At 65.9% G+C, this 19,787-nt stretch carries 18 protein-coding genes; 8 read left to right on the forward strand and 10 right to left on the reverse strand.

The genetic code is table 11. The annotated features are described in order from the left end of the window. Positions 1-22: 22 nt before the first annotated feature. From C6W88_RS11625 to C6W88_RS11655, 7 genes are all read right to left on the reverse strand, one after another. Positions 23-1,522 carry a tripartite tricarboxylate transporter permease gene (locus tag C6W88_RS11625; RefSeq protein ID WP_231498630.1) on the reverse strand — a complete coding sequence of 500 codons (1,500 nt, stop codon included), beginning with the start codon at positions 1,520-1,522 and terminating at the stop codon, positions 23-25. 30 nt (positions 1,523-1,552) lie between these two features. Further along, on the reverse strand, positions 1,553-2,086 hold the full coding sequence (locus C6W88_RS11630; RefSeq protein WP_108132585.1) for a tripartite tricarboxylate transporter TctB family protein: 534 nt from the start codon (positions 2,084-2,086) through the stop codon (positions 1,553-1,555). After that, on the reverse strand, positions 2,083-3,012 hold the full coding sequence (locus tag C6W88_RS11635; protein WP_108132586.1) for a tripartite tricarboxylate transporter substrate binding protein: 930 nt from the start codon (positions 3,010-3,012) through the stop codon (positions 2,083-2,085). The genes C6W88_RS11630 and C6W88_RS11635 overlap by 4 nt, the downstream gene beginning before the upstream one ends. Positions 3,013-3,211: 199 nt before the next feature. Further along, a complete protein-coding gene (locus C6W88_RS11640; protein WP_045993337.1) occupies positions 3,212-3,742 on the reverse strand; it encodes a chromate transporter in 531 nt (176 codons plus the stop codon). Then, complete coding sequence (locus tag C6W88_RS11645; RefSeq protein ID WP_108132587.1) at positions 3,742-4,308, reverse strand: chromate transporter; 567 nt, start codon at positions 4,306-4,308, stop codon at positions 3,742-3,744. Before C6W88_RS11645 ends, C6W88_RS11640 begins: the two co-directional genes overlap by 1 nt. Positions 4,309-4,311: 3 nt before the next feature. Beyond that, positions 4,312-5,973, reverse strand: coding sequence for a gamma-glutamyltransferase family protein (locus C6W88_RS11650; protein ID WP_108132588.1), 1,662 nt, complete (start codon positions 5,971-5,973; stop codon positions 4,312-4,314). A gap of 238 nt (positions 5,974-6,211) precedes the next feature. Beyond that, entirely contained in the window at positions 6,212-7,666 is a 1,455-nt protein-coding gene (locus C6W88_RS11655; protein ID WP_108132589.1) for a Na+/H+ antiporter NhaC family protein, read from the reverse strand. Positions 7,667-7,923: 257 nt separating this feature from the next. Here C6W88_RS11655 and C6W88_RS11660 point away from each other — a divergent pair, with 257 nt between their 5' ends. Further along, the gene (locus C6W88_RS11660) at positions 7,924-8,601 is read left to right on the forward strand and encodes a GntR family transcriptional regulator (RefSeq protein WP_045993333.1); all 678 of its coding nucleotides are present in this window, start codon (positions 7,924-7,926) and stop codon (positions 8,599-8,601) included. 113 nt (positions 8,602-8,714) lie between these two features. On the opposite strand, the gene C6W88_RS11665 is transcribed toward C6W88_RS11660, so the two are convergent. Together C6W88_RS11665 and C6W88_RS11670 are read right to left on the reverse strand one after the other, a co-directional pair. Beyond that, a complete protein-coding gene (locus C6W88_RS11665; RefSeq protein ID WP_108132590.1) occupies positions 8,715-9,407 on the reverse strand; it encodes a GntR family transcriptional regulator in 693 nt (230 codons plus the stop codon). Positions 9,408-9,514: 107 nt separating this feature from the next. After that, positions 9,515-11,269, reverse strand: coding sequence for an IlvD/Edd family dehydratase (locus C6W88_RS11670; RefSeq protein WP_108132591.1), 1,755 nt, complete (start codon positions 11,267-11,269; stop codon positions 9,515-9,517). A 331-nt stretch (positions 11,270-11,600) separates the two neighbouring features. Between C6W88_RS11670 and C6W88_RS11675 the strand changes: the two genes are divergently transcribed. The 7 genes from C6W88_RS11675 to C6W88_RS11705 all read left to right on the forward strand — a co-directional run bounded on the left by C6W88_RS11675 (position 11,601) and on the right by C6W88_RS11705 (position 19,215). Next, the gene (locus C6W88_RS11675) at positions 11,601-12,572 is read left to right on the forward strand and encodes a tripartite tricarboxylate transporter substrate binding protein (protein WP_108132592.1); all 972 of its coding nucleotides are present in this window, start codon (positions 11,601-11,603) and stop codon (positions 12,570-12,572) included. Positions 12,573-12,629: 57 nt separating this feature from the next. Beyond that, a complete protein-coding gene (locus tag C6W88_RS11680; RefSeq protein ID WP_108132593.1) occupies positions 12,630-13,139 on the forward strand; it encodes a tripartite tricarboxylate transporter TctB family protein in 510 nt (169 codons plus the stop codon). Positions 13,140-13,218: 79 nt separating this feature from the next. Further along, positions 13,219-14,727, forward strand: a complete 1,509-nt coding sequence (locus tag C6W88_RS11685) for a tripartite tricarboxylate transporter permease (RefSeq protein WP_045993329.1) — start codon at positions 13,219-13,221, stop codon at positions 14,725-14,727. A 98-nt stretch (positions 14,728-14,825) separates the two neighbouring features. Beyond that, positions 14,826-15,947, forward strand: coding sequence for a mandelate racemase/muconate lactonizing enzyme family protein (locus tag C6W88_RS11690; protein ID WP_108132594.1), 1,122 nt, complete (start codon positions 14,826-14,828; stop codon positions 15,945-15,947). 76 nt (positions 15,948-16,023) lie between these two features. Then, entirely contained in the window at positions 16,024-16,965 is a 942-nt protein-coding gene (locus tag C6W88_RS11695; RefSeq protein WP_108132595.1) for a dihydrodipicolinate synthase family protein, read from the forward strand. Then, positions 16,958-17,980, forward strand: coding sequence for a 2-hydroxyacid dehydrogenase (locus tag C6W88_RS11700; RefSeq protein ID WP_108132596.1), 1,023 nt, complete (start codon positions 16,958-16,960; stop codon positions 17,978-17,980). The genes C6W88_RS11695 and C6W88_RS11700 overlap by 8 nt, the downstream gene beginning before the upstream one ends. Further along, positions 17,977-19,215 carry an alpha-hydroxy acid oxidase gene (locus C6W88_RS11705; protein ID WP_108132597.1) on the forward strand — a complete coding sequence of 413 codons (1,239 nt, stop codon included), beginning with the start codon at positions 17,977-17,979 and terminating at the stop codon, positions 19,213-19,215. Before C6W88_RS11700 ends, C6W88_RS11705 begins: the two co-directional genes overlap by 4 nt. Before the next feature lie 21 nt (positions 19,216-19,236). On the opposite strand, the gene C6W88_RS11710 is transcribed toward C6W88_RS11705, so the two are convergent. Then, on the reverse strand, positions 19,237-19,668 hold the full coding sequence (locus tag C6W88_RS11710) for a SpoIIAA family protein (RefSeq protein WP_045993324.1): 432 nt from the start codon (positions 19,666-19,668) through the stop codon (positions 19,237-19,239). Positions 19,669-19,787 lie beyond the last annotated feature (119 nt).

Here is a 19,787-nt window from a genome sequence, read left to right on the forward strand (position 1 = left end):
CGGGTGATTGGCACCCAGGCCGTCAGGCCGCCTGCAGGCGCTTGGCGCGACGGTGGTGGCGTACCGCCAGCACGATCGACAGTGCCGCCAGCAACAGCAGGCCCAGCGATATCGGACGGGTGAAGAACAGCGTCCAGTTCTCGTCAGACATCAGCGCGCGGCGCAGGTTGGTCTCGGCGATGGGGCCGAGAATCACGCCCAGTACCAGCGGTGCCAGCGGGTAGTCCAGCTTGCTGAGCACATAGCCGAACACACCGACGCCGAGCAGCAGGTAGATGTCGGTGACCCGGTTGTTCAGCGCGAAGGCACCGATCACGCAGCACACCAGGACCACCGGCACGATGATCGACTTGGGCACCTCGGTGACGCGCAGAAACCAGCGCATGCTGAACAGACACACCACCAGTACCATCAAGGCGGCCACCAGCATAGCCATGAACATGCCGTAGACCAGATCACCGTGATCCATGATCAGGCGCGGACCGACGCCGATGCCATGGACCATCAGCGAGGCCATCAACACCGCGTCCACCGCGCTGCCGGGGATACCGAGGGCGATCATCGGAATCAGGCCGCCACCGGAGGTGGCCGAGTTGCCGGACTCCGAGGCGATCACCCCTTCCGGCGTCCCGGTGCCGAAGGCCTCCGGGGTCTTCGAAGCGCGCTTGGCCTGGTCATAGGCCAGCAGGTTGGCGATGCTGCCGCCGGCGCCGGGCACCGCACCGATGAACACCCCGACCAGTGAAGAGCGCACCAGGTTGACCGGATAGCTTAAGGTTTCCTTCAGCGCCGCCATGGGGTTGAAGTTGACGTCGTCGGGCATCAGCGCCTTGCCGTGCTTGACGCCCTCGGCGTCTTCCACCTCGGACAGCAGCTGGCTGACGGCGAAGATACCGATCAGCACCACCAGGAAGGGGAAGCCGTTGGCGAGCAGGTCCGAGTCGAAGGTGAAGCGTGCCACTCCCATCATCGGGTCGGAGCCGACGGTGGCAATGAACAGTCCCAGCAGGCCGGTCATCAGGCCCTTGAGCATGGACTTGCCGACCAGGCTTGCGACCACCGTCATGGCGAAGATGATCAGCGAGAAGTACTCCCAGGCGCCCAGCTTGACGGCGATCAGTGCCAGCGGTGGGGCGGCGATGATCAACACCACCACGCTGACCAGCGCGCCGAAGAAGGAGGCCCAGATACCCAGCGCCAGGGCGCGGCCAGGCTCGCCCTTGCGCGCCATCGGGAAGGCGTCGAAGGTGGTCGCCACCGACGACGGCGTGCCGGGGATGCCGAGCAGCGCGGCGGAGATCAGGCCGCCGGTATAACCGCCGACATAGACCGCCAGCATGGTGGCCACGCCCTGCAGCGGGTCCATGGTGAAGGTCAGCGGCAGTGTCAGCACGATGGCCATGGTGATGGTGAAGCCAGGAATCGCCGAGGCGATGACACCGGCGATGACACCCAGCAGCATGGCGATCATGGTCGAGAGCGTAAACAGTTGGTCCATGCCGGACAGCAGCGCATCCATCATGAGCAATTTCCTCGAGGAGTCGTTGCCGCCTCAGCCGAACAGGCCGCGGGGCAGGCTGATGACGAAGACGTCGCGGAACAGGGTATCGACCCCGAGCGAGAACACCAGGGCGACCACCACAGCGATGGCCAGGGCCTTGAGCGAGCGCGCGCCCAGAAGCCATTGACCCGCCAGCAGGAAGGCCAGCGAGGCCAGGCTGAAACCCAGCCAGGGCAGGGCGATGATGTACACCGCAAACAGCGCCAGCACAGCGAAGGCCAGCCGGTGACGCCAGATCCAGGCGCCGACCTGGCCGCGCTCACCGGGGCTCTGGCGCAGGAAGGCACGCGCCTCCTTGAAGGCGATGGCCAGGTTCAATGCCACCAGCGCCGCCAGCACCAGCCGCGGGAAGCTGCCCGAACCCAGTGGTTCCCACATCGACGATGGCAGCGCCTGGGCCCTGACAAAGAGCGCGGTGAACAGCGCCGCCAGGGCGATGTTCAACAGCACATGGGCCAGGGGACCACCCCGGCCCGCGGCGTGCCGCTCCCCGGAAGGGGAGCGGTCGGTGGTGCTCTGGCTCATCGTGCAAGCTTCCCTGACAGACGCTCGATGGTGGCGTTGCTGGTCTCGAGGTACTCGGCGAACGCCTCGGGGCCTTCGAACACCACACTGGCGCCGGCGTTGTGCACCGCCTGGGCGAAGGCCTCGTCCTGGCTCATGGCCTCGAAGGCCTCGGCCAGGGTGTCGATGCGTTCTTCCGGGGTGCCCTTGGGTGCCAGAATGCCGCGAATGATGTTCAGCTTGAGCTCAGGATGGCCGAGTTCGGCGAAGGTCGGCACGTCCGGCGCTTCGGGTTGGCGCTCCTCGCTGCCCACCGCCAGGAATCGCAGGTCACCGTTCTTGACGAACTCGCCGCTGGAGGAAATGTCGCCGATGGCGGCGTCGATGTGGCCGCCGACCAGGGCGCGGATGCGCGAGCCGGTGCCCTCGAAGCCGACGTAGCGGAATTGCAGGTCTTCGGCTTCTTCCATCATGGCGGCGTGGATATGCGGCACACCGCCCAGGGTCACGCCGAAGCGGACCTCACCCGGGTTGGCCTTGGCGTACTCGACGAACTCCTCGAAGGTGGTGTAGGGCGCGTCGGCGGGCGCCGTCAGGTACTGGGGCGACTGGGTGACACCGGCCACCGGCTCGAAGTCGTCATAGTTGAGCGGAGTCAGGCCTGTGTGGTGGGCCACCAGCAGGCCTTCATGGACCTGACCGATGGTGTAGCCGTCGGCGTCACGCCGGGACAGCTCCTTGAGGCCAGTGGTGCCGCTGACCCCGGGCATGTTGATCACCGGGATCGGCTGACCAAGCTGGGATTCGGCGTGGTTGGCGACCAGGCGCATCAGGGTGTCGCTGCCGCCACCCGGCGACCAGGGCACGATGAATTCCACCGGCTTGTCAGGGTAGGCGTCCTGGGCCACGGCCACACTGGCGGCGGCCAGGGCGGAGGCAGAGACCATCAGGGCCAGCGCGGTCCGGGTGCAAGAGCGGCGGGAAAGAGCGGTCTTTTACGGGGTATGGTGCAGGGTCATGGGATTGTCCTGTGCGTTGAGGGCTTTTGTCTGTGATTGTTGGGATGGATGGTCGGGTTGATTGTTATGGGTGGATCGAAGGTCACGCGTAGTTGTTGTGGATGGATCGGTGGTGTTGTGTCGTCTCTCAGCCTAGCAGCAGGGCGCCGTAGCCCAGCCCGAAGCACACCACCAGGGCCGGGTGTACGCGGGTCTTGAGCAGCAGCAGTGCCGCCACTGCCGCGATGATCAGGGTGTGCACCAGGCCCGATGTCGCCATGCCCTCCTTGAGGAAGCTGACGGTCAGGTAGGCCATCAGCACCATGACGACAGGACGGACCCACTGGCTCATGGACTTGACCTTGATCGAGTCACGGTAGCGATAGAGGGTGCCCAGGGCCGCCAGCATCAGCAGCAGCGAAGGGCCGACGGTGGCCAGCACCGCCACCATGGCACCGCCGGCGCCGGCTACCTCATAGCCGATGTAGCCGGCCATCTTGGTGGCGATGGGGCTCGGCAGGGCATTGCCCAGCGCCAGCGTCTCGGCGAAGCCCTGATGGGTCATCCAGCCGTAGGTGCCGACCACCTCGTTCTCGATCAGCGGAATGATCGCGGGCCCACCGCCGTAGCCGACGATATTGGGGATGAAAAAGGCCAGAAATAGCTGCCAGTAGATCATCACAAGCGACCTCCTTCAGGGGCGTTGCGGGGCTTCTCGGGCCTGAGCAGGGCGGCGATCAGAATGGCGCCGATGATCAGCCCAGGGTGTACGCCAAGACCATATATCAGGCCACCGGCGGCCACTCCCATGATCAGGGTGGCGACCACGCCGAGCCCGGCCCGGGACTTCTGGAAGAAGTCGAAGGTCAGCTGGGCCATCATCACCATCACCACCGGCACCACGCCCAGCCCCATGCCCTGCACCCAGCGTTGGTCGCCGTAGCGACTGTAGAGGCCGAGCAGCGCGATCATGGCGAAGATCACCGGCACGATCACCGCCACCACCGCATTGATGGCGCCGAACACCCCGCCGACCCGATAGCCGATGTAGCCGGCCATCTTGGTGGCGATGGGCCCCGGCAGGGTATTGCCGATGGCCAGGACATCGGCGAAGGCGTCGTCGTCCATCCAGGCGTGGCGCTTGACCACCTCCTGGTGGACCAGCGGAATCATCGACGGACCGCCGCCGAAGCCGAAGATACCGATGCGAAAGAAGGCGGCAAATAGCGAAGCTTGTACGCTCATGGGTCAGAGCACCGCGATGGTGGCGTCGGTGCGGGGCTCGGTGCCGCCACAGTAGATGCCGGTATCGGGGTCTCGCAGGATCACCTGGCCACGGCCGTAGCTGCGGCTGTCGGTATCTACCTGCATGCGATGACCACGTGCGGCCATGGCACGTACCAGCGGTGCCGGATAGCCGTGCTCGATACCGATGGTACGACCGCCCATCCACTGCCAGCGCGGTGCGTCCAGCGCCGACTGGGGGTTGAGGCCGAAGTCGACCAGGTTCATCACTACCTGGACGTGGCCCTGGGGCTGCATGAAACCGCCCATCACGCCGAAGGGCCCCAGCGCCTTGCCGTTTCGGGTCAGGAAGCCCGGGATGATGGTGTGGAAGGTCTTCTTGCCAGGCTTGAGCACATTGTCGTGGCTCTCGTCGAGGCTGAAGTCGTGACCGCGGTTCTGCAAGGCGATGCCGGTTCCCGGCACCACGATGCCGGAGCCGAAGCCGTGATAGTTGCTCTGGATGAAGGACACCATGTTGCCGTCCGCGTCGGCGGTGGCCAGATAGACGGTGCCACCGGCCCTGGGCTTGCCCGGCTGCGGGTCGATGGCCGCGTCCTGGATCAGCTCGCGACGGGCCTCGGTGTAGGCGTCGGACAACAGCTCCTCGACCGTGTAGGTCATGGCCTGTGGCTCGCTGATATGGGTCTTGCCGTCGGTGTAGGCGAGCTTCATCGCCTCGAGCTGACGATGCAGCAGTTCCGGGTCGTCGCGGTGGGACGCCGGATAGCCATCGAGCAGGCGCAGCGCCATCAGCGCCACCAGGCCCTGGCCATTGGGCGGGATTTCCCAGACGTCGACGTCTCGGTAGCGGGCCGAGATCGGGATGACCCACTCAGGCTGATAGGCCGCCAGGTCGTCCTTGCGCAGATAGCCGCCGGTGCGACGCGAGAAGGCGTCGATGGCCTCGGCCAGCTCGCCGCGGTAGAAGCTCTCCGCCTGACTCTCGGCGATGGCCTCCAGGGTCCTGGCCTGGTCTTCGTTGCGAAACCACTCACCGGCGTCGGGAGCGCGGCCATCGAAGGTAAAGGTGTCGAACCAGGGCTGGGTGGCTTCGCCTTCGAGATGCTTGTGGAAGGTCGCGGTGTCGCGCTGCCACAGGCTGGCGATGACCGGTGACACCGGAAAACCGTCGCGGGCCAGGCGAATGGCGGGTTCGAGCAGGGTCTTGAAATCCAGCTTGCCGAAGCGGCGCGACAGTTCGGCCCAGGCGGATGGCGTACCGGGCACCGTCACCGGGGTCCAGCCGTAGAGCGGGACCTTGTCGTGGCCGGCCTCGACCAGCGCTTCCCGGTTCAGCGCCTGGGGCGCCACGCCGCTGGCGTTGAGCCCGTGCAGCTCGCCGTTGCCCTGATCGTCGTTGGCGATCCACACCAGCGCGAAGGCGTCGCCGCCGATGCCGCAGCCGGTGGGCTCGACCACCGTCAGCGCGGCGGCGGTGGCGATGGCGGCGTCCACCGCGTTGCCGCCGCGGGCAAGCATATCGCGGCCGATCTGCGCGGCCTGGGGCTGGGACGCCGCCACCATGCCATCGCGAGAATAGGTCGGGCTGCGCCGGGACGGGTAGGGCGTGGCATCGGGGTAGGGAGTGGACAGGGAGCTGGGGTTCGCGCGCTGGGAAGACATGGCGTCTCTCTTCAAGGTGGCTGACTCGAGGTCGCTGATCCAAGCTGGATCGGGTCAATCGTTATTGGTGTTAAAAATCGATTTTATGACCCGACTATGCCGCGCCCTCGAAAGGCCGTCAATCCCCTGAAGAGCGATCCAACGGTTCGGGGCCCGGCAAGGCGGGCCCCGTGGATGATGGCGGGTTTGATGGTCATCGTGGCCGCGATCCAGCGGTGACGCAGGCTCTGGCGGAATATCAGGCCCCTGAGGCGGAGCCGGCCGGCTGGCGCTCGTCGCTGCCATGACCCAGGGTCAGGCCGGTGAGCACATAGAGCAACGAGAAGGCGATGGCGCCGTAGCAGAGGATGGCGTAGACGAAGAAGTCGGCGGTGGCGACCCCTAGGGTGGCGGCGGTGAAGGCGCCGGTGACGCCCCAGGGCACCAGCGGCGACAGGGTTGTGCCGGTGTCCTCGAGGATACGTGACAGGTTCCTGGTCGGGCTGCCACTGCTGGCGACCAGCGGGCGCAGCAGCGGGCCAAGCAGCGAGAAGGTCACGTAGTAGCTGCCGGTCAGCAGAAAGGCGAGGCTATGCAGCGCCATGGAGCCACCGAGCACCTGGCGCCGGCCGGCGTGGCGTCGGGCCAGGTAGGCGATGGCGGCGTCCAGGGTGCCGGCACTCTTGAACGGGGCCCCCAATACGGCGGCGGCGATCAGCACCGCCACGGTGGACATCATGCCCTGCAGGCCACCCCGGGACAGCATCTTGTCGACCATGGCGACCCCGGTATCGGCGACGAAGCCTGCGTTCATGGCGGAACCGATCTCGGAAAGGCTCGCGCCCTGGAGCACCACCGCGATCAGCGCCGCGCTGACGATGCCGAGCATGAAGGCGGGCAGCACCGGCTTCTTGGCCAGGATGCAGCCGAACACCACCAGGGGCGGCAACAGGGTCAGCAGATTGTCGCTGAAGGTGGCGGCCAGGGTGTCGATGATCGCCTGGGTCTGGGTCGACATGCCGTCACCGGCGAGGGTCGCCCCGGAGGCGGCGACGTCGGTGCCGAGCCAGGCGTAGACCGCCAGGGCGATCAGGTAGGCCGGCAGGGTCGAATACAGCATATGGCGGATGTGGGTGATGATATTGACCTCGCATACCGCCGAGGCCATCACCGTGGTATCCGACAGCGGCGACAGCTTGTCGCCGAAGAAGGTGCCGGTGACGATGGCGCCAGCGGCGTAGGCCGGGGGGATGCCGAGTCCCAGCGCGACCCCCATCAGCGCCACGCCGATGGTGCTGAGGGTGCCCCAGGAGGTCCCGGCCATGACCGACATCAGCGAGCATGACAGGCAGGCCACGACCAGAAAGAGCCCCGGCGTCAGCGACTCGAGGCCCAGGGTGACCATGGCAGGAATGGTGCCGGAGAGCATCCATACCCCCACCATCATGCCGACGCTCATCAGGATCAGGATGGGTACCAGCATGGCCTGGATGCCCTTGAGCAGATCACTTTCCAGACGGGGCCAGGCGATACCCCAGGCAAGGCATAGCGTCATGGCGATGGCGCCGGCGACGATCAGCGCCACCGCGGTGGGAATGCCAAGGCCCATGATGCCGACCAGCAGACTGCCGATGGCGGCGATGAGCAGAATCAGATGGCGAGGGCCAGACAGCGAGACAGCGGGCGCTGTCGAAGGGGAAGCGTCTTGGGACATGGGCGTGTTCCGAAGCTGTTGTTGTGGTGAAGGGGACAGGCTCCGCCCTGTTGGGTCAGGGTTTTCTGTGTCGGGGCATTCTGTGCCAGGGCCTGTTTTGTCAGAGATATCGACCCTTGTGGAAGAAATATCTCGATCGTTGTAAGAAATATCGTCTACTGTAGTTAATATCGATATTTTCTAAAAACTATGGCCCAGCGCTTGGCGAACGTCAATTGCCGACGTACTCTGCAAGCCTGTTATTTGCGAGTGTTGTCATGATCAATTCCCAACCAGCCGAGGTAGCGGCGAGCGGCGAGACGGCGGCGAGCCAGGTATTCAGTGCGCTGAAGCAGGACCTGATCCGTGGGCGTTTTGCGGCGGGGGAGAAGCTCGCCATCAGCGCGCTGAAAGAGCGCTACGAGGTGGGGCTGAGCCCGCTGCGGGAGGCGCTCAACCGGTTGGCCGCCTACGGCCTGCTGGAGCAGCACAATCAGCGCGGCTTCCGGGTGCCGCCGCTGTCGGCGGAAGAACTCGAGGATATCTCTCGGCTACGTATGCAGCTGGAGTGCATGGCGCTGACCCAGGCCTTCCAGGAGGGTGACGCCGAGTGGGAGTCGCAGTTGCTGGCCGCCAGCCATCGTCTGTCGCGGGCCAACAAGGCCCAGGGCGAGATCGAACAGTGGGAGCAGGCCCACCAGCGTTTTCACCGCACCCTGTTGGCGCCCTGTGGTTCGCACTGGCTGTTACGCTTCATCGAGCAGTTGCACGATCAGTTCGATCGCTATCGCCGGCTGGCCCCGGGCAACCCGGAGATTCGTGACCGGCTCGATGCCCAGCACGGCGAGCTGGTCGAGCTGGCGCTGGACCGGCGCATCCACGATGCCCGCTACCTTCTCGAAGATCATATCCGTCAGTCCTGGGAGGTCGCCAAGGGCGCCTGCGAGCAAGGCTGATGGCTCGCCCTGTCGGCCGCTGGAGGAAGCGCTGGAGGACGCGCTGGAAGAGTCTAGTGGCGCGTCAGTTCCCGGAGGTCGCCAGGGATGCCTGCAAGGGAGGATGTCAGCGCCTAGCGATTGGAAGGATGCAGCTCGAGGTAGCGATTCTTGGAGGGCAGCAAGTGCTGCCGGCACAGCTCGCGCAGCGCGTGGCGGTCCTGTTGGCGGATCGCCTCGATCATCGCCTGATGCTCGTGGCGCGCCCGGGACAGGCTGTGGCTGTCGGCGATGGCGATAAAACGAATGCCGTGGGCCTTCTGGGCGAACTCGTTGATGGTCTCGTAGAGGTAGGGATTGCCGGTCGCCGCGAACAGGGTGCGGTGAAAGGCAATATTGAGGTGGAATACCCGTCGCAGATCATGGGCGTCCACGGCGGTGCTGTAGCGCTGGTGGATGTCCTCGAGCTCGCTCAGCCACGGCTCCGGCGCCGGTAGTGGCAGGGCATCGACACCGGCGAGTTCGAGGATCTCACGCATGGCATAGAGCTGCTCGACCTCTTCGGGCGTGTAGGCCTTGACGAAGGCGCCGCGGTTCCTGATGCGTTCGACCAGGCCGATGCTCTCGAGCTGAAACAGCGCCTGACGCACCACGTGGCGCTTGCAGTCGAAGCGCTCGATCAGGTCCTCCTCGACCAGCCGCTCCCTGGGGTGCAGACGCCCCAGCACGATGTCCTCCTCGACACTGCCGACGATGTCCTCCGCCACGCTGGTGGCGCTGGGACGACGGGTGCTGTTGGAAGGGTCCTGCACGCTGACCTGGCTCATCTCGCATCCTCTGCGATCACGATGGTGAAGCGGCGACGAGACGGTCCCGTCGCCGACTCCAGTCTATCAATAGCGCTCACCGCCTTCATCGGCTCGAATGACTTTCCTCACTCCTGGGTCGGCACGCGACAGTGGGACTCGGGGCGGCACACCTTGAAGTCACAGCCCTGGTCGGCCTGCAGGATCTGCTCCATGAACAGTCGACGATAGCCGAGCATCGGTGGCTGCTCACGCGGCGGGGCCGTGGTCTCCTGGCGGCGGCTCTCCAGGGTCTGCTCGTCCACTTCCAGCGAAATACGGTTGGCAGAGACGTCGAGTTCGATGATGTCGCCGTCGCGCACCAGCCCCAGCGTCCCTCCTTCGGCGGCCTCCGGCGATACGTGCAGCACGATGGTGCCGGCGGCGGTGCCGCTCATGCGTCCGTCCGAGATGCGCACCATGTCCTTGACGCCCTGGGTGGCGAGTTTCTTCGGGATCGGAATGTATCCGGCCTCGGGCATACCCGGGGCGCCCTTGGGGCCGATGTTGGCCAGCACCAGGACGTCGTCGGCGTTGACGTCCAGGTCCGGATCGTCGATGCGCGTCGCCAGATCCTCCAGCGAATGAAAGACCACCGCCCGTCCGCGATGCTGCATCAGCTCCGCAGACGCCGCCGACTGCTTGATGATGGCGCCGGCCGGGGCCAGGTTGCCGCGCAGCACGGCGATACCGCCTTGTGCGTAGACAGGACGGGAGCGTGGGCGCACCACCGGCTGCTCGACCAGATGCACCGCCGCGTCGATGTTCTCGCCCAGGGTGCGACCATTGATCGTCATGGTGTCCAGGTGCAGCAGGGGCTTCAGCTCTCGCAGCAGCGTCGGCAGGCCGCCGGCGCGATGCAGATCCTCCATATAGCCCTCGCCGGAGGGCTTGAGGTCGACCAGCACCGGCGTCTCGCGGCTCATGCGATCGAAGGCGTCCAGGTCGATGTCGATGCCCAGCCGACCGGCGATGGCGGTCAGGTGGATCAGACCGTTGGTCGACCCTCCCAGTGACAGCAGCACCCGCAGGGCATTTTCAAAGGCCTTGGGGGTCAGGATCCGGGAGGGCGTGACCCCGTCACGGGCCAGCCGTACCGCTTCGGTCCCGGACTGCTCGGCGATGCGCTGGCGGTCGGCGTAGACCGCCGGCGCGGTGGCGCTGTTGGGCAGCATGATGCCCAGGGTCTCGGCCAGGCAGGCCATGGTGCTGGCGGTGCCCATCACCGAACAGGTACCCACGGTAGGCACCAGCTTGTCGTTGACCTCGCTGATCTCGGCGTCGTCGATGTCCTGGCCGCGGTAGGCCGCCCAGTAGCGACGGCAGTCGGTACAGGCGCCGACCCGGGTGCCGCGATGGGAGCCCGACAGCATGGGCCCGGTGACCAGCTGGACGGTGGGTATATCGGCGCTGGCCGCCGCCATCAGCTGGGCCGGCACCGTCTTGTCACAGCCGCCGATCACCACCACCGCATCCATCGGCTGGGCACGGATCATCTCCTCGGTGTCCAGCGCCATCAGGTTTCTCAGGTACATGCTGGTGGGGTGGGCGAAGGACTCGTGCAAGGTGATGGTGGGGAACTCCACCGGCAGCCCGCCGGCCAGCATCACCCCTCGCTTCACGCTTTCGACCAGCCCCGGCACGTTGCCGTGACAGGCGTTGTAGCCGCTGTAGGTGTTGGCGATGCCGATCACCGGCCGAGACAGCGCATCGTCGGTATAGCCCATGCCCTTGATGAACGCCTTGCGCAGAAACAGCGAAAAGTCGGCGTCACCGTAGTTGGTCAGGCGGTTGGACATGCCCCGGGTGGCGTTGTTGTGGTTGTTGTCTGAGTCCTGGCTCATCGATCGGTCCTCGTATCTTTATCGCTGGCGCCGAACAGCCCCTTCGCAGGAGGGCGTTGCGTCGTGGTTCGCTAGCTAGGTTAGGACGAGAAAAGATGGTTAACAAGATTATTGACAATTTTATTGGCGACCGTCTACGTTGAATCTGGCAGTCACGACGTGCCCGGCGCCTTCGCCCCGACTCAGCGCCCCAAGACAGCGCCCCAGCGTCCTGAGACAGGGCCCAGCGCTCGGAGACAGCGCCTGAGCAGGTGCGCGATGACCGCGCCCGTCGCACGTACCAGTGCAAGACAACGATAAAGACAACGACAACCGCACAAGAGGTGCAGCCATGAAACATCGTGGAGCTTACGCCGCCATCCTTCTGTCGACCCTGCTTCTGCCCGGCGCCGCCATGGCGGAGTACTCCGCCGGCGACGAGATCAAGGTGCTGCAGGGATTCAAGGCCGGCGGGGGCAGTGACGCCCTAGCCCAGCTGACCCAGCCGTTCCTGCGCGAGTCGCTGGGAGTGGACTTCGTCAACGAGTACCTGCCGGGGGCTACCGGTGCCATCGCCTGGACCCGCCTGGCCAAGCAGACCGAGGCCGACGGCACCACCATCAGCATCACCAATACGCCGATGCTGATGACCAACTACATCATGAACGACACCATCACCTACTCGGTGGACGAGCTGACCCCGATCGCCAATGTGGTGACCGACCCGGGCATTATCGTGGTCCCGGCGGACAGTCCCTACGAGACGGTGGAGGAGTTCCTGGCTGCCGCCGAAGAGAACCCGGGCACCATCACCGTGGGCAACTCCGGCGTGGGCGGTGATGACTTCTTCTCCACCATCCTGATCGAGCAGGCCTCGGGGATCAGCTTCCAGAAGGTGCCGTTCCAGGGTGACGGACCTTCGGCCACCGCCGCCATGGGCGGGCAGATCGACGCCAGCTTCAACAACCTGGGCAACGTCTACGGACACATTCAGTCCGGCAGCCTGAGGCCGCTGGCGGTGTTTGCCCGCGAGCGCCTGTCGATGCTGCCCGACGTGCCGACCCTGAGCGAGAAGGGCATCGAGGTGGTGGCCGGCTCCTCACGTGGGTACAGCGCACCGGCCGGCATCCCCGATGAGGCGCGCCAGCAGCTGATCGACGCCTTCGAGGCACTCAAGACCAACGAGGAGTTCAAGAAGGTCGCCGAGGAGCGGGCCATGAACCTCGATATCCAGACCGGCGATGACTATCGCCAGATGATCGAGGACATGGAAGGCCAGTTCGAGGAGATCTGGGCCAGCGTGAAGGACGAGATCAACGGTTGATCGGTGCGCTTGCCGACGGGCCTGGCCCGTCGGCAAGCGACCGAGGGAGTCATACTGATGAAACTCAGTCGCCTGCTGTTTGGCCTTTTCGCCCTTGGGGTGGCCACGCTGTTCGGGGTCACCTCGCTGGGCTATCCCGACGCCGCGGCGCGGATGCCGCTGATCTACGCGGTGGTGGTGGGACTGTTCGCCATCGCCATGATCGTGCAGGAGTTGACCGCGCATTCCCGCGCGCGGGCCCAGGCCTCGTCGAGCGCCGCGCCCACCCTCGAGGGCAGTCAGCTGGCCGAGGGCGAACTCACCGAAGGCGATAGCGCACCCGCGCCGCCCGCCAGGCCGCTCAAGGCGATGGCGGTGTTCGCGTTCGCCGCCGTCTACATCTACAGCATCTCCTGGCTCGGCTACGTGGTCGCCACGGCGGCCTTCATGGGCCTGTCGCTGTGGCTGGTGCGCCATGTGTCGCTGCGCTTCAGTCTGATCGGCATCGCCGGCCTGATCACCGTGGTCTGCCTGGTGTTCATCGGCTTTCTGGGCCTGCCCGTGCCGCTGTTGCCACCGCTGTTTTAAGTCCTGTCGTGCGCTTCGCCACACCGATCGGCTTCGCTGAGGTCGTCATTGCACCCGCGCGAACCTGGAGCCTGACCCTATGAACGACTCGCTTGTGATGGTGGGGCTGAGCAACGTGCTCACCTTCACCAATATTGCGCTGATCCTCGGCGGCACCCTGCTGGGGCTGTTCGTCGGCGCCATGCCGGGGCTGTCCGCCACCATGGCGCTGGCGTTGCTGTTGCCGCTGACCTTTACCATGGACCCGGCGACGGGGCTCAGCATGCTGGCCTCGCTGTACGTCGGCGCCTCCTACGGCGGCTCCATCGCCGCCATCCTGCTGCGGACCCCAGGCACGCCCTCGGCGGCGGCCACCGTGCTCGACGGCTTTCCGCTGTCCCAGCAGGGGCAGGCGGGCAAGGCGCTGGGGGTGTCGCTGTTCGCCTCCTTCTTTGGCGGCCTGATGAGCGGTATCGCCCTGCTGACCGCCGCACCGTTGCTGGGGGTGCTGGTGTTGAAGTTCGGCCCGGTGGAGCTGTTCGCCATCGCCGTGCTGGGCATCACCATCATCGGCTCGCTGTCCCAGGGCTCCATCGTCAGCGGATTGCTGTCCGGCATCATGGGGCTGCTGCTCAGCACCGTGGGCATGGACCTGATCACCGGCACACCGCGCATGACCTTCGGCAACATCAACCTGTTTTCCGGCATCGAATTCACGGTGGCGCTGATCGGGCTGTTCTCGATTCCCCAGGCGTTGATCCTGATCGAAAACGCCCACGACAGCGACAAGGTGGCCAGCAAGATCACCGATCGGCTGGTGCCGCGGCTGAAAGAGCTGCGCACGCTGATGCCCAACATCCTGCGCTCCGGCGGCATCGGTATCGTTACCGGCCTGATCCCCGGCACCGGCGGCGACACCGCGAGCTGGTTTGCCTACAACGAGGCCAAGCGCTTTGCCAAGGACAAGAGCCGCTTCGGCAAGGGCGACATCGCCGGCGTTGCCGCCCCCGAAGCCGCCAACAACGCGGTGGTCGGCGGCGCGCTGATTCCGACCATCGCCCTCGGCATCCCCGGCAGCTCGTCCACTGCCATCCTGCTGGGGGCGCTGATGGTCCAGGGCATCCTGCCAGGCCCCAACCTGCTCACCGACTATGGCGACGTCACCTACACCCTGATCTGGGCGGTGATCTTCGCCAATGTCGGCCTGCTGGCGGTGGGGCTGATGTTCACCCGGCTGTGCGTCGGGGTGACCAAGGTGCCGGACAGCTTCGTCGCCTGCGCCATCATTACCCTGTGCGTGATCGGCGCCTTCGCCATCAACAACAGTCTGTTCGAGGTGGGGCTGATGCTCGGCTTCGGCCTGTTCGGCTACTGGATGAACAAGGCCGGCATCTCACCGGCGCCGATGGTCATCGGTCTGATCCTGGGGCCGGTGATGGAAACCAGCTTCCAGCAGTCGATGCTGATCGGCCAGAACAGCCCGATGATCTTCGTCGAAAGCCCCATCGCCATGGTGCTGCTCGGCATCGCGGTGCTGTCGATCCTCCAGGCCACGCCGGTCTTCCGCTGGCTGCGAAGCTCGTTGCGGCGCGGGGCACGCACCGGCTGATCGAGGCGCTGTCACCGCTTCACTAGCGGTGACAGCGCTTCATCCACGCCTGCAACCATCTAGCGATAACCACAATAATGTCTTGAAAGGAGCCCACCATGACGCGTATCAGCGACGTCCGTGCCCGCACCATCAGTGTTCCACTGGACCATCCCACCAGCTTCTCCAATCGTCAGGTGTTCAAGCGCGACTACGCCCTGGTGGAGGTCGAAGGCGACGACGGCGTGGTCGGGATCGGCTTCTGCTACGGCGGCAACAATGCCGGTCTGCTGGTATCACAGGCGGTTCGTGAGCTGCTGAGGCCAGTACTGCTGGGGGCCGACGCCCACGCCACCGAAGGCCTGTGGCAGGCCATGTATCAGGAGTCTCTGCTGCATGGTCGCTGCGGCTCGGTGATGCGGGCCATCAGCATTCTCGACACCGCCCTGTGGGATCGCAACGCCCGGGCGGCGGGGCTGCCGCTGTACAAGTACCTGGGGGCGAGTGACAGCGACAGCGTCCCGGCCTACGCCAGTGGCGGCTACTACCTCGACGGCAAGACGCCGGAGATGCTGGGCGAGGAAATGGCCGGCTACGTGGCGCAGGGCTTCAAGGCGGTGAAGCTGAAGGTGGGCCGCGAGGACCTGGCCGGGGAGGAGGCGCGACTGGCGGCGGTGCGCGAAGCAGTCGGCCCCCATGTGGCGGTGATGATGGATGCCAACAACGCCTGGCGCGACCTGCCATCTGCGCTCGCGTTCATGCGCATGGCCGAAGCGTACTCGCCGTTCTGGATCGAGGAGCCGTTCAGCCCCGACGACATCGACAACCACCGCCGTCTGGCCGAGCGTACCCCGGTGCCGGTCGCCACCGGCGAGATCGAGGCCGGACGCTGGCGCTTCAAGGAGCTTCTGGACAAGGAGGCGGCGATGATCCTGCAGACCGACGCTGCGGTGTGCGGCGGCATCACCGAGTTTCGCCGCATCACCGCCACGGCGGCGAGCTACGGGGTCGAGGTCTATCCCCACTGGTTCCATGACCTGCACGTGCACCTGGTGGCCTCGGCGCCCAACGCGCGCATGGTGGAGTTCTTCGCCGATGACCAGGTCCTCAACTTCCGCCGGCTGATCGACACCCAGCTTCAGTTCTCCGACGGCGACCTGCTGCTGCCAAGCGCCCCGGGCCTTGGCTTCAACTTCGACAGCGAGGCGCTGGAGCGCTACGCCAGCGAGCCCTGGTCGTGACCCGTCGTCATCGGACGCTGGTCGGGCGGGGCCCGACCCCGATCGAGCGCTCCACTCCATTTAAGGAAATCGCATCATGACAGCCACCAACCTGGCACATGCCAGCGACGCCTGGTCGCCGGTGATCACCCCCTTCACGTCGAATCTAGCCGTCGATACCGAGCGCTTCATTGCCCACTGCCGCTGGCTCGATTCCCACGGGGTCGGACTCGCGGTGTTCGGCACCAACTCCGAGGCCAACTCGCTGACCCTTGGCGAGAAGCGCGAATTGCTCTCACAGCTTGGGCAGGCGGGCATCGATCCCTCCCGGCTGATGCCGGGCACCGGCCACTGCGCCATCGACGATACGGTCACGCTGACCCGCGACGCGGTAGACATGGGCGCGGCCGGAGTGCTGATGCTGCCGCCGTTCTACTACAAGGGCGTCAGCGACGAGGGCCTCTATCGCTACTATTCCGAGGTCATCGAGCGGGTAGGCGATGCGCGCCTGCGGCTGTATCTCTACCATATTCCGCCGGTGGCCCAGGTGCCGCTGTCGATCGAGCTGATCGCACGGCTGCGCGAGGCCTTCCCCGAGATGGTCGCGGGGATCAAGGACAGCGGTGGCGACTTCGCCAACACCCAGGCACTGATCGACGCCTTCGGCGCCGACGGCTTTGCGGTGTACGCCGGCAGCGAGCGTTTTCTGCTGGATACGCTGCGCGGCGGGGGAGCGGGCTGCATCAGTGCCACCGCCAACGTCAATCCGGCGGCCATCGCCGGGCTCGCCGCCGACTGGCAGACAGCCGAGGCCGATGAACGCCAGGCAGGGTTGAACGCCATGCGCGATCTGTTCGAGCGCTATCCGCTGATACCGGCGATGAAGGCGGCTACCGCACATTTTTCGGGACAGGCGTCCTGGGCGACGCTACGCCCGCCCTTGATTGAACTGGCCGCAGGGCGTCGCCAGGAGCTGATCGCGGCGCTGGAAGAGCGAGACTTCGCCATGCCGGGACTCAAGGAGGAGCAACATGGATAAAGCACCCGCTGCCCGCGATCGTGGGCAGGCGCCTCGTATCGTCGCCCTGAGGCGGCTGGGCGAGGAGGAACTCGCGGCCTTGAACGAGGTGGGCCAGGTGGACTATTTCGAGGATCTGAACGAGGGCAATCGCGAGGCCTTCGAGGCAGCGATGGCCAGCGCCCACGGTCTGATCGGCGGCAAGCTCGAACTCGATGAGGCGATGCTCGAGCGCTCTCCTAATCTCGAGGTGGTGTCGACCATCTCGGTCGGCTACGACCAGCTGCCGCTCGAGGCGATGAATCGTCGGGGCATCCTGCTGTGCAATACCCCGGACGTGCTTACCGAGACCACCGCAGATACCGCCTTTGCCCTGATCATGGCGACCCAGCGGCGGTTGGTGGAGCTGTCCTGCATGGTGCGGGAAGGACGCTGGACGTCCCATGTCGGTCCCGACCAGTTTGGTCACGACGTGCACGGCAAGGCACTGGGCATCGTCGGCGCGGGGCGTATCGGCGCGGCGATCGCCAGGCGCGGCGCGCTGGGCTTCGGCATGTCGGTGCTGTACACCGCGCGGGCACCGAAGCCTGAGCTCGAGCAACACCTCGGCGCCGAACACTGCTCCCTGGACGAGCTGCTCGCGCGCGCCGACATCGTCTGTCTGGCGGTGCCCTACAGCGATGACACCCATCACCTGATCGATGCCGACGCCCTTGCCCGGATGAAGCCCTCCGCCGCGCTGATCAACATCGCCCGGGGCAAGGTCGTCGACGAGACGGCACTGATCGAGGCGCTGGAACAGGGCACCATCCGCGCCGCCGGGCTCGACGTCTTCACCCGGGAGCCGCTGGACGCCGACTCGCCGCTCGCGCGCATGGACAATGTGGTGGTGCTGCCGCATATCGGTTCGGCCACCCACGAGACCCGTGCTGCCATGGCGCGGCGCGCGGTGGACAACCTGATCGGTGCGCTGGTCGGCGAAGGCCCGGTCAACGCCGTCAACAAGGCGTCCTGGCGAGCAGGGAGGGCATCATGAAGCGACGTCTCGAGCGCATCCTGAGCCTGGACGACTTCGAGCGGGCGGCGCGTCGTCACCTGCCGCGGCCCCTGTTCGGCTATGTCGCCAGCGTGGCCGAGGAGGGCGAGACGGCAAGGGCTGGTCGCGAGGCCTTCAATGAAGTGCACTGGCTGCCCAGGGCGCTGGTCAATGTGTCGTCGATTTCCACCGAGGTGGAGCTGTTGGGGCAACGGTTCTCGCAGCCCTTCGGTATCGCCCCCATGGGTATCAGCGCGCTGACCGCCTACCGGGGTGACATGGTGCTGGCCGAACAGGCCCAGCGTGCCGAGATCCCGATGATCGTCAGCGCATCCTCGTTGATACCCATGGAAGAACTCGCCGAAGCCACCGGTGCGGACTGGTTCCAGGCCTACCTGCCCGGCACCCTGGAGGGTATCGACGCCCTGCTTGAGCGGGTCATCCAGGCCGGCTACAAGCGTCTGGTCATCACCGTCGACTACCCGGTGCCGCCCAACCCGGAAAACCATCGTCGCTCGGGCTTTTCGAGCCCCTTGAAGCCGAGCGCGCGGCTGGCCTGGGATGGTCTGACACGTCCGCGCTGGCTCACCGGCACCTTCCTGCGCACCCTGTTGCGTCATGGCGTTCCCCACTTCGAGAACAACGCGGCGACGCGCGGGGTGCCGGTGCTGGCGAAGCACGCCGCCCGCGACTTCGCCGGCCGGCGTCATCTTGACTGGTCGACCCTCGAGCACGTGCGCTCGCGCTTTCCCGGCCAGCTGGTGGTCAAGGGGATCCTGCATCCCGACGACGCACGCCGGGCCTGCGAGGCGGGCGCCGACGGTCTTATCGTGTCCAACCACGGCGGCCGCCAGCTCGACGCTACGGTGGCGCCTATGACCATGCTGCCCGAGGTGGTGAAGGCGGTGGAGGGCAAGGTTCCGGTGATGATCGATGGGGGCTTTCGCCGCGGCGGCCAGGTGCTCAAGGCGCTGGCGCTGGGGGCCGACTTCGTGTTTGTCGGCCGGCCCTTCAACTATGCGGCGAGCGTCGCCGGAGGGGCAGGGGTCGCCCACGCCATTCGTCTGATGAGCGAGGAGATCGAGCGCAACATGGCGCTGCTCGGGGTAACCGCCATCGACCAGCTCGGCCCCCACCTGCTGCGCCGCAGGGAAGGTGGGACGGCGGGTGCCACGACAGCCGCCGATACGGGTGTCGGGGCAGGCGTCGAGACCGGCGACAAGGCATCCGACTGAGCCGCTCGCGCCTGATGTGCGTCAGGCCCCGTGGTAGCCCTTTTGCTCGGGCTCTTCATCGGCGTCATCGGTGGCTGCTTCTGGCAGTTCGGCCACCCACTCCATGGCCGCGCTGTGCTCCTTGTGGGAGAAGGTGCGGATCTCGATCTTCCTGACCAGCTTGTCCTCGAGATGGGCGATGTGCTTGATCCACTCCTTGTCGGTGATCACCGCGGCGCGATGGTAGTGGTCAAGCTCGCCGATCTGGGTCAGGCCATAGCCCAGGTCACGCAGCAGTGCGGTCAGGGTCATCCATCGCAGGTTATCGAGTTCCGCCACCAGGCTGACCTTGGGGCAGCGCTTCTTGGTCATTTCGATCAGATCGATGGCTTGCTGGAGTTCCTGCGCGGTCACGGTACCGCCGGCGCGGATGGCGACCACGTGTTCGGCCGGGTGGGGAATCTGCTCGAGCATCTTGAATCTCCTTGTCGGGGACGGCGGGACTCACGTCGCGATGCAGCGTGACGGGATTTTCTCAGCATAGTCGCTGTGGCATCCATGGCGGCCGATCTTCCGTGTTCGACGCCAACGCT

This window comes from Halomonas litopenaei, from assembly GCF_003045775.1.
GTDB lineage: Bacteria > Pseudomonadota > Gammaproteobacteria > Pseudomonadales > Halomonadaceae > Halomonas > Halomonas litopenaei.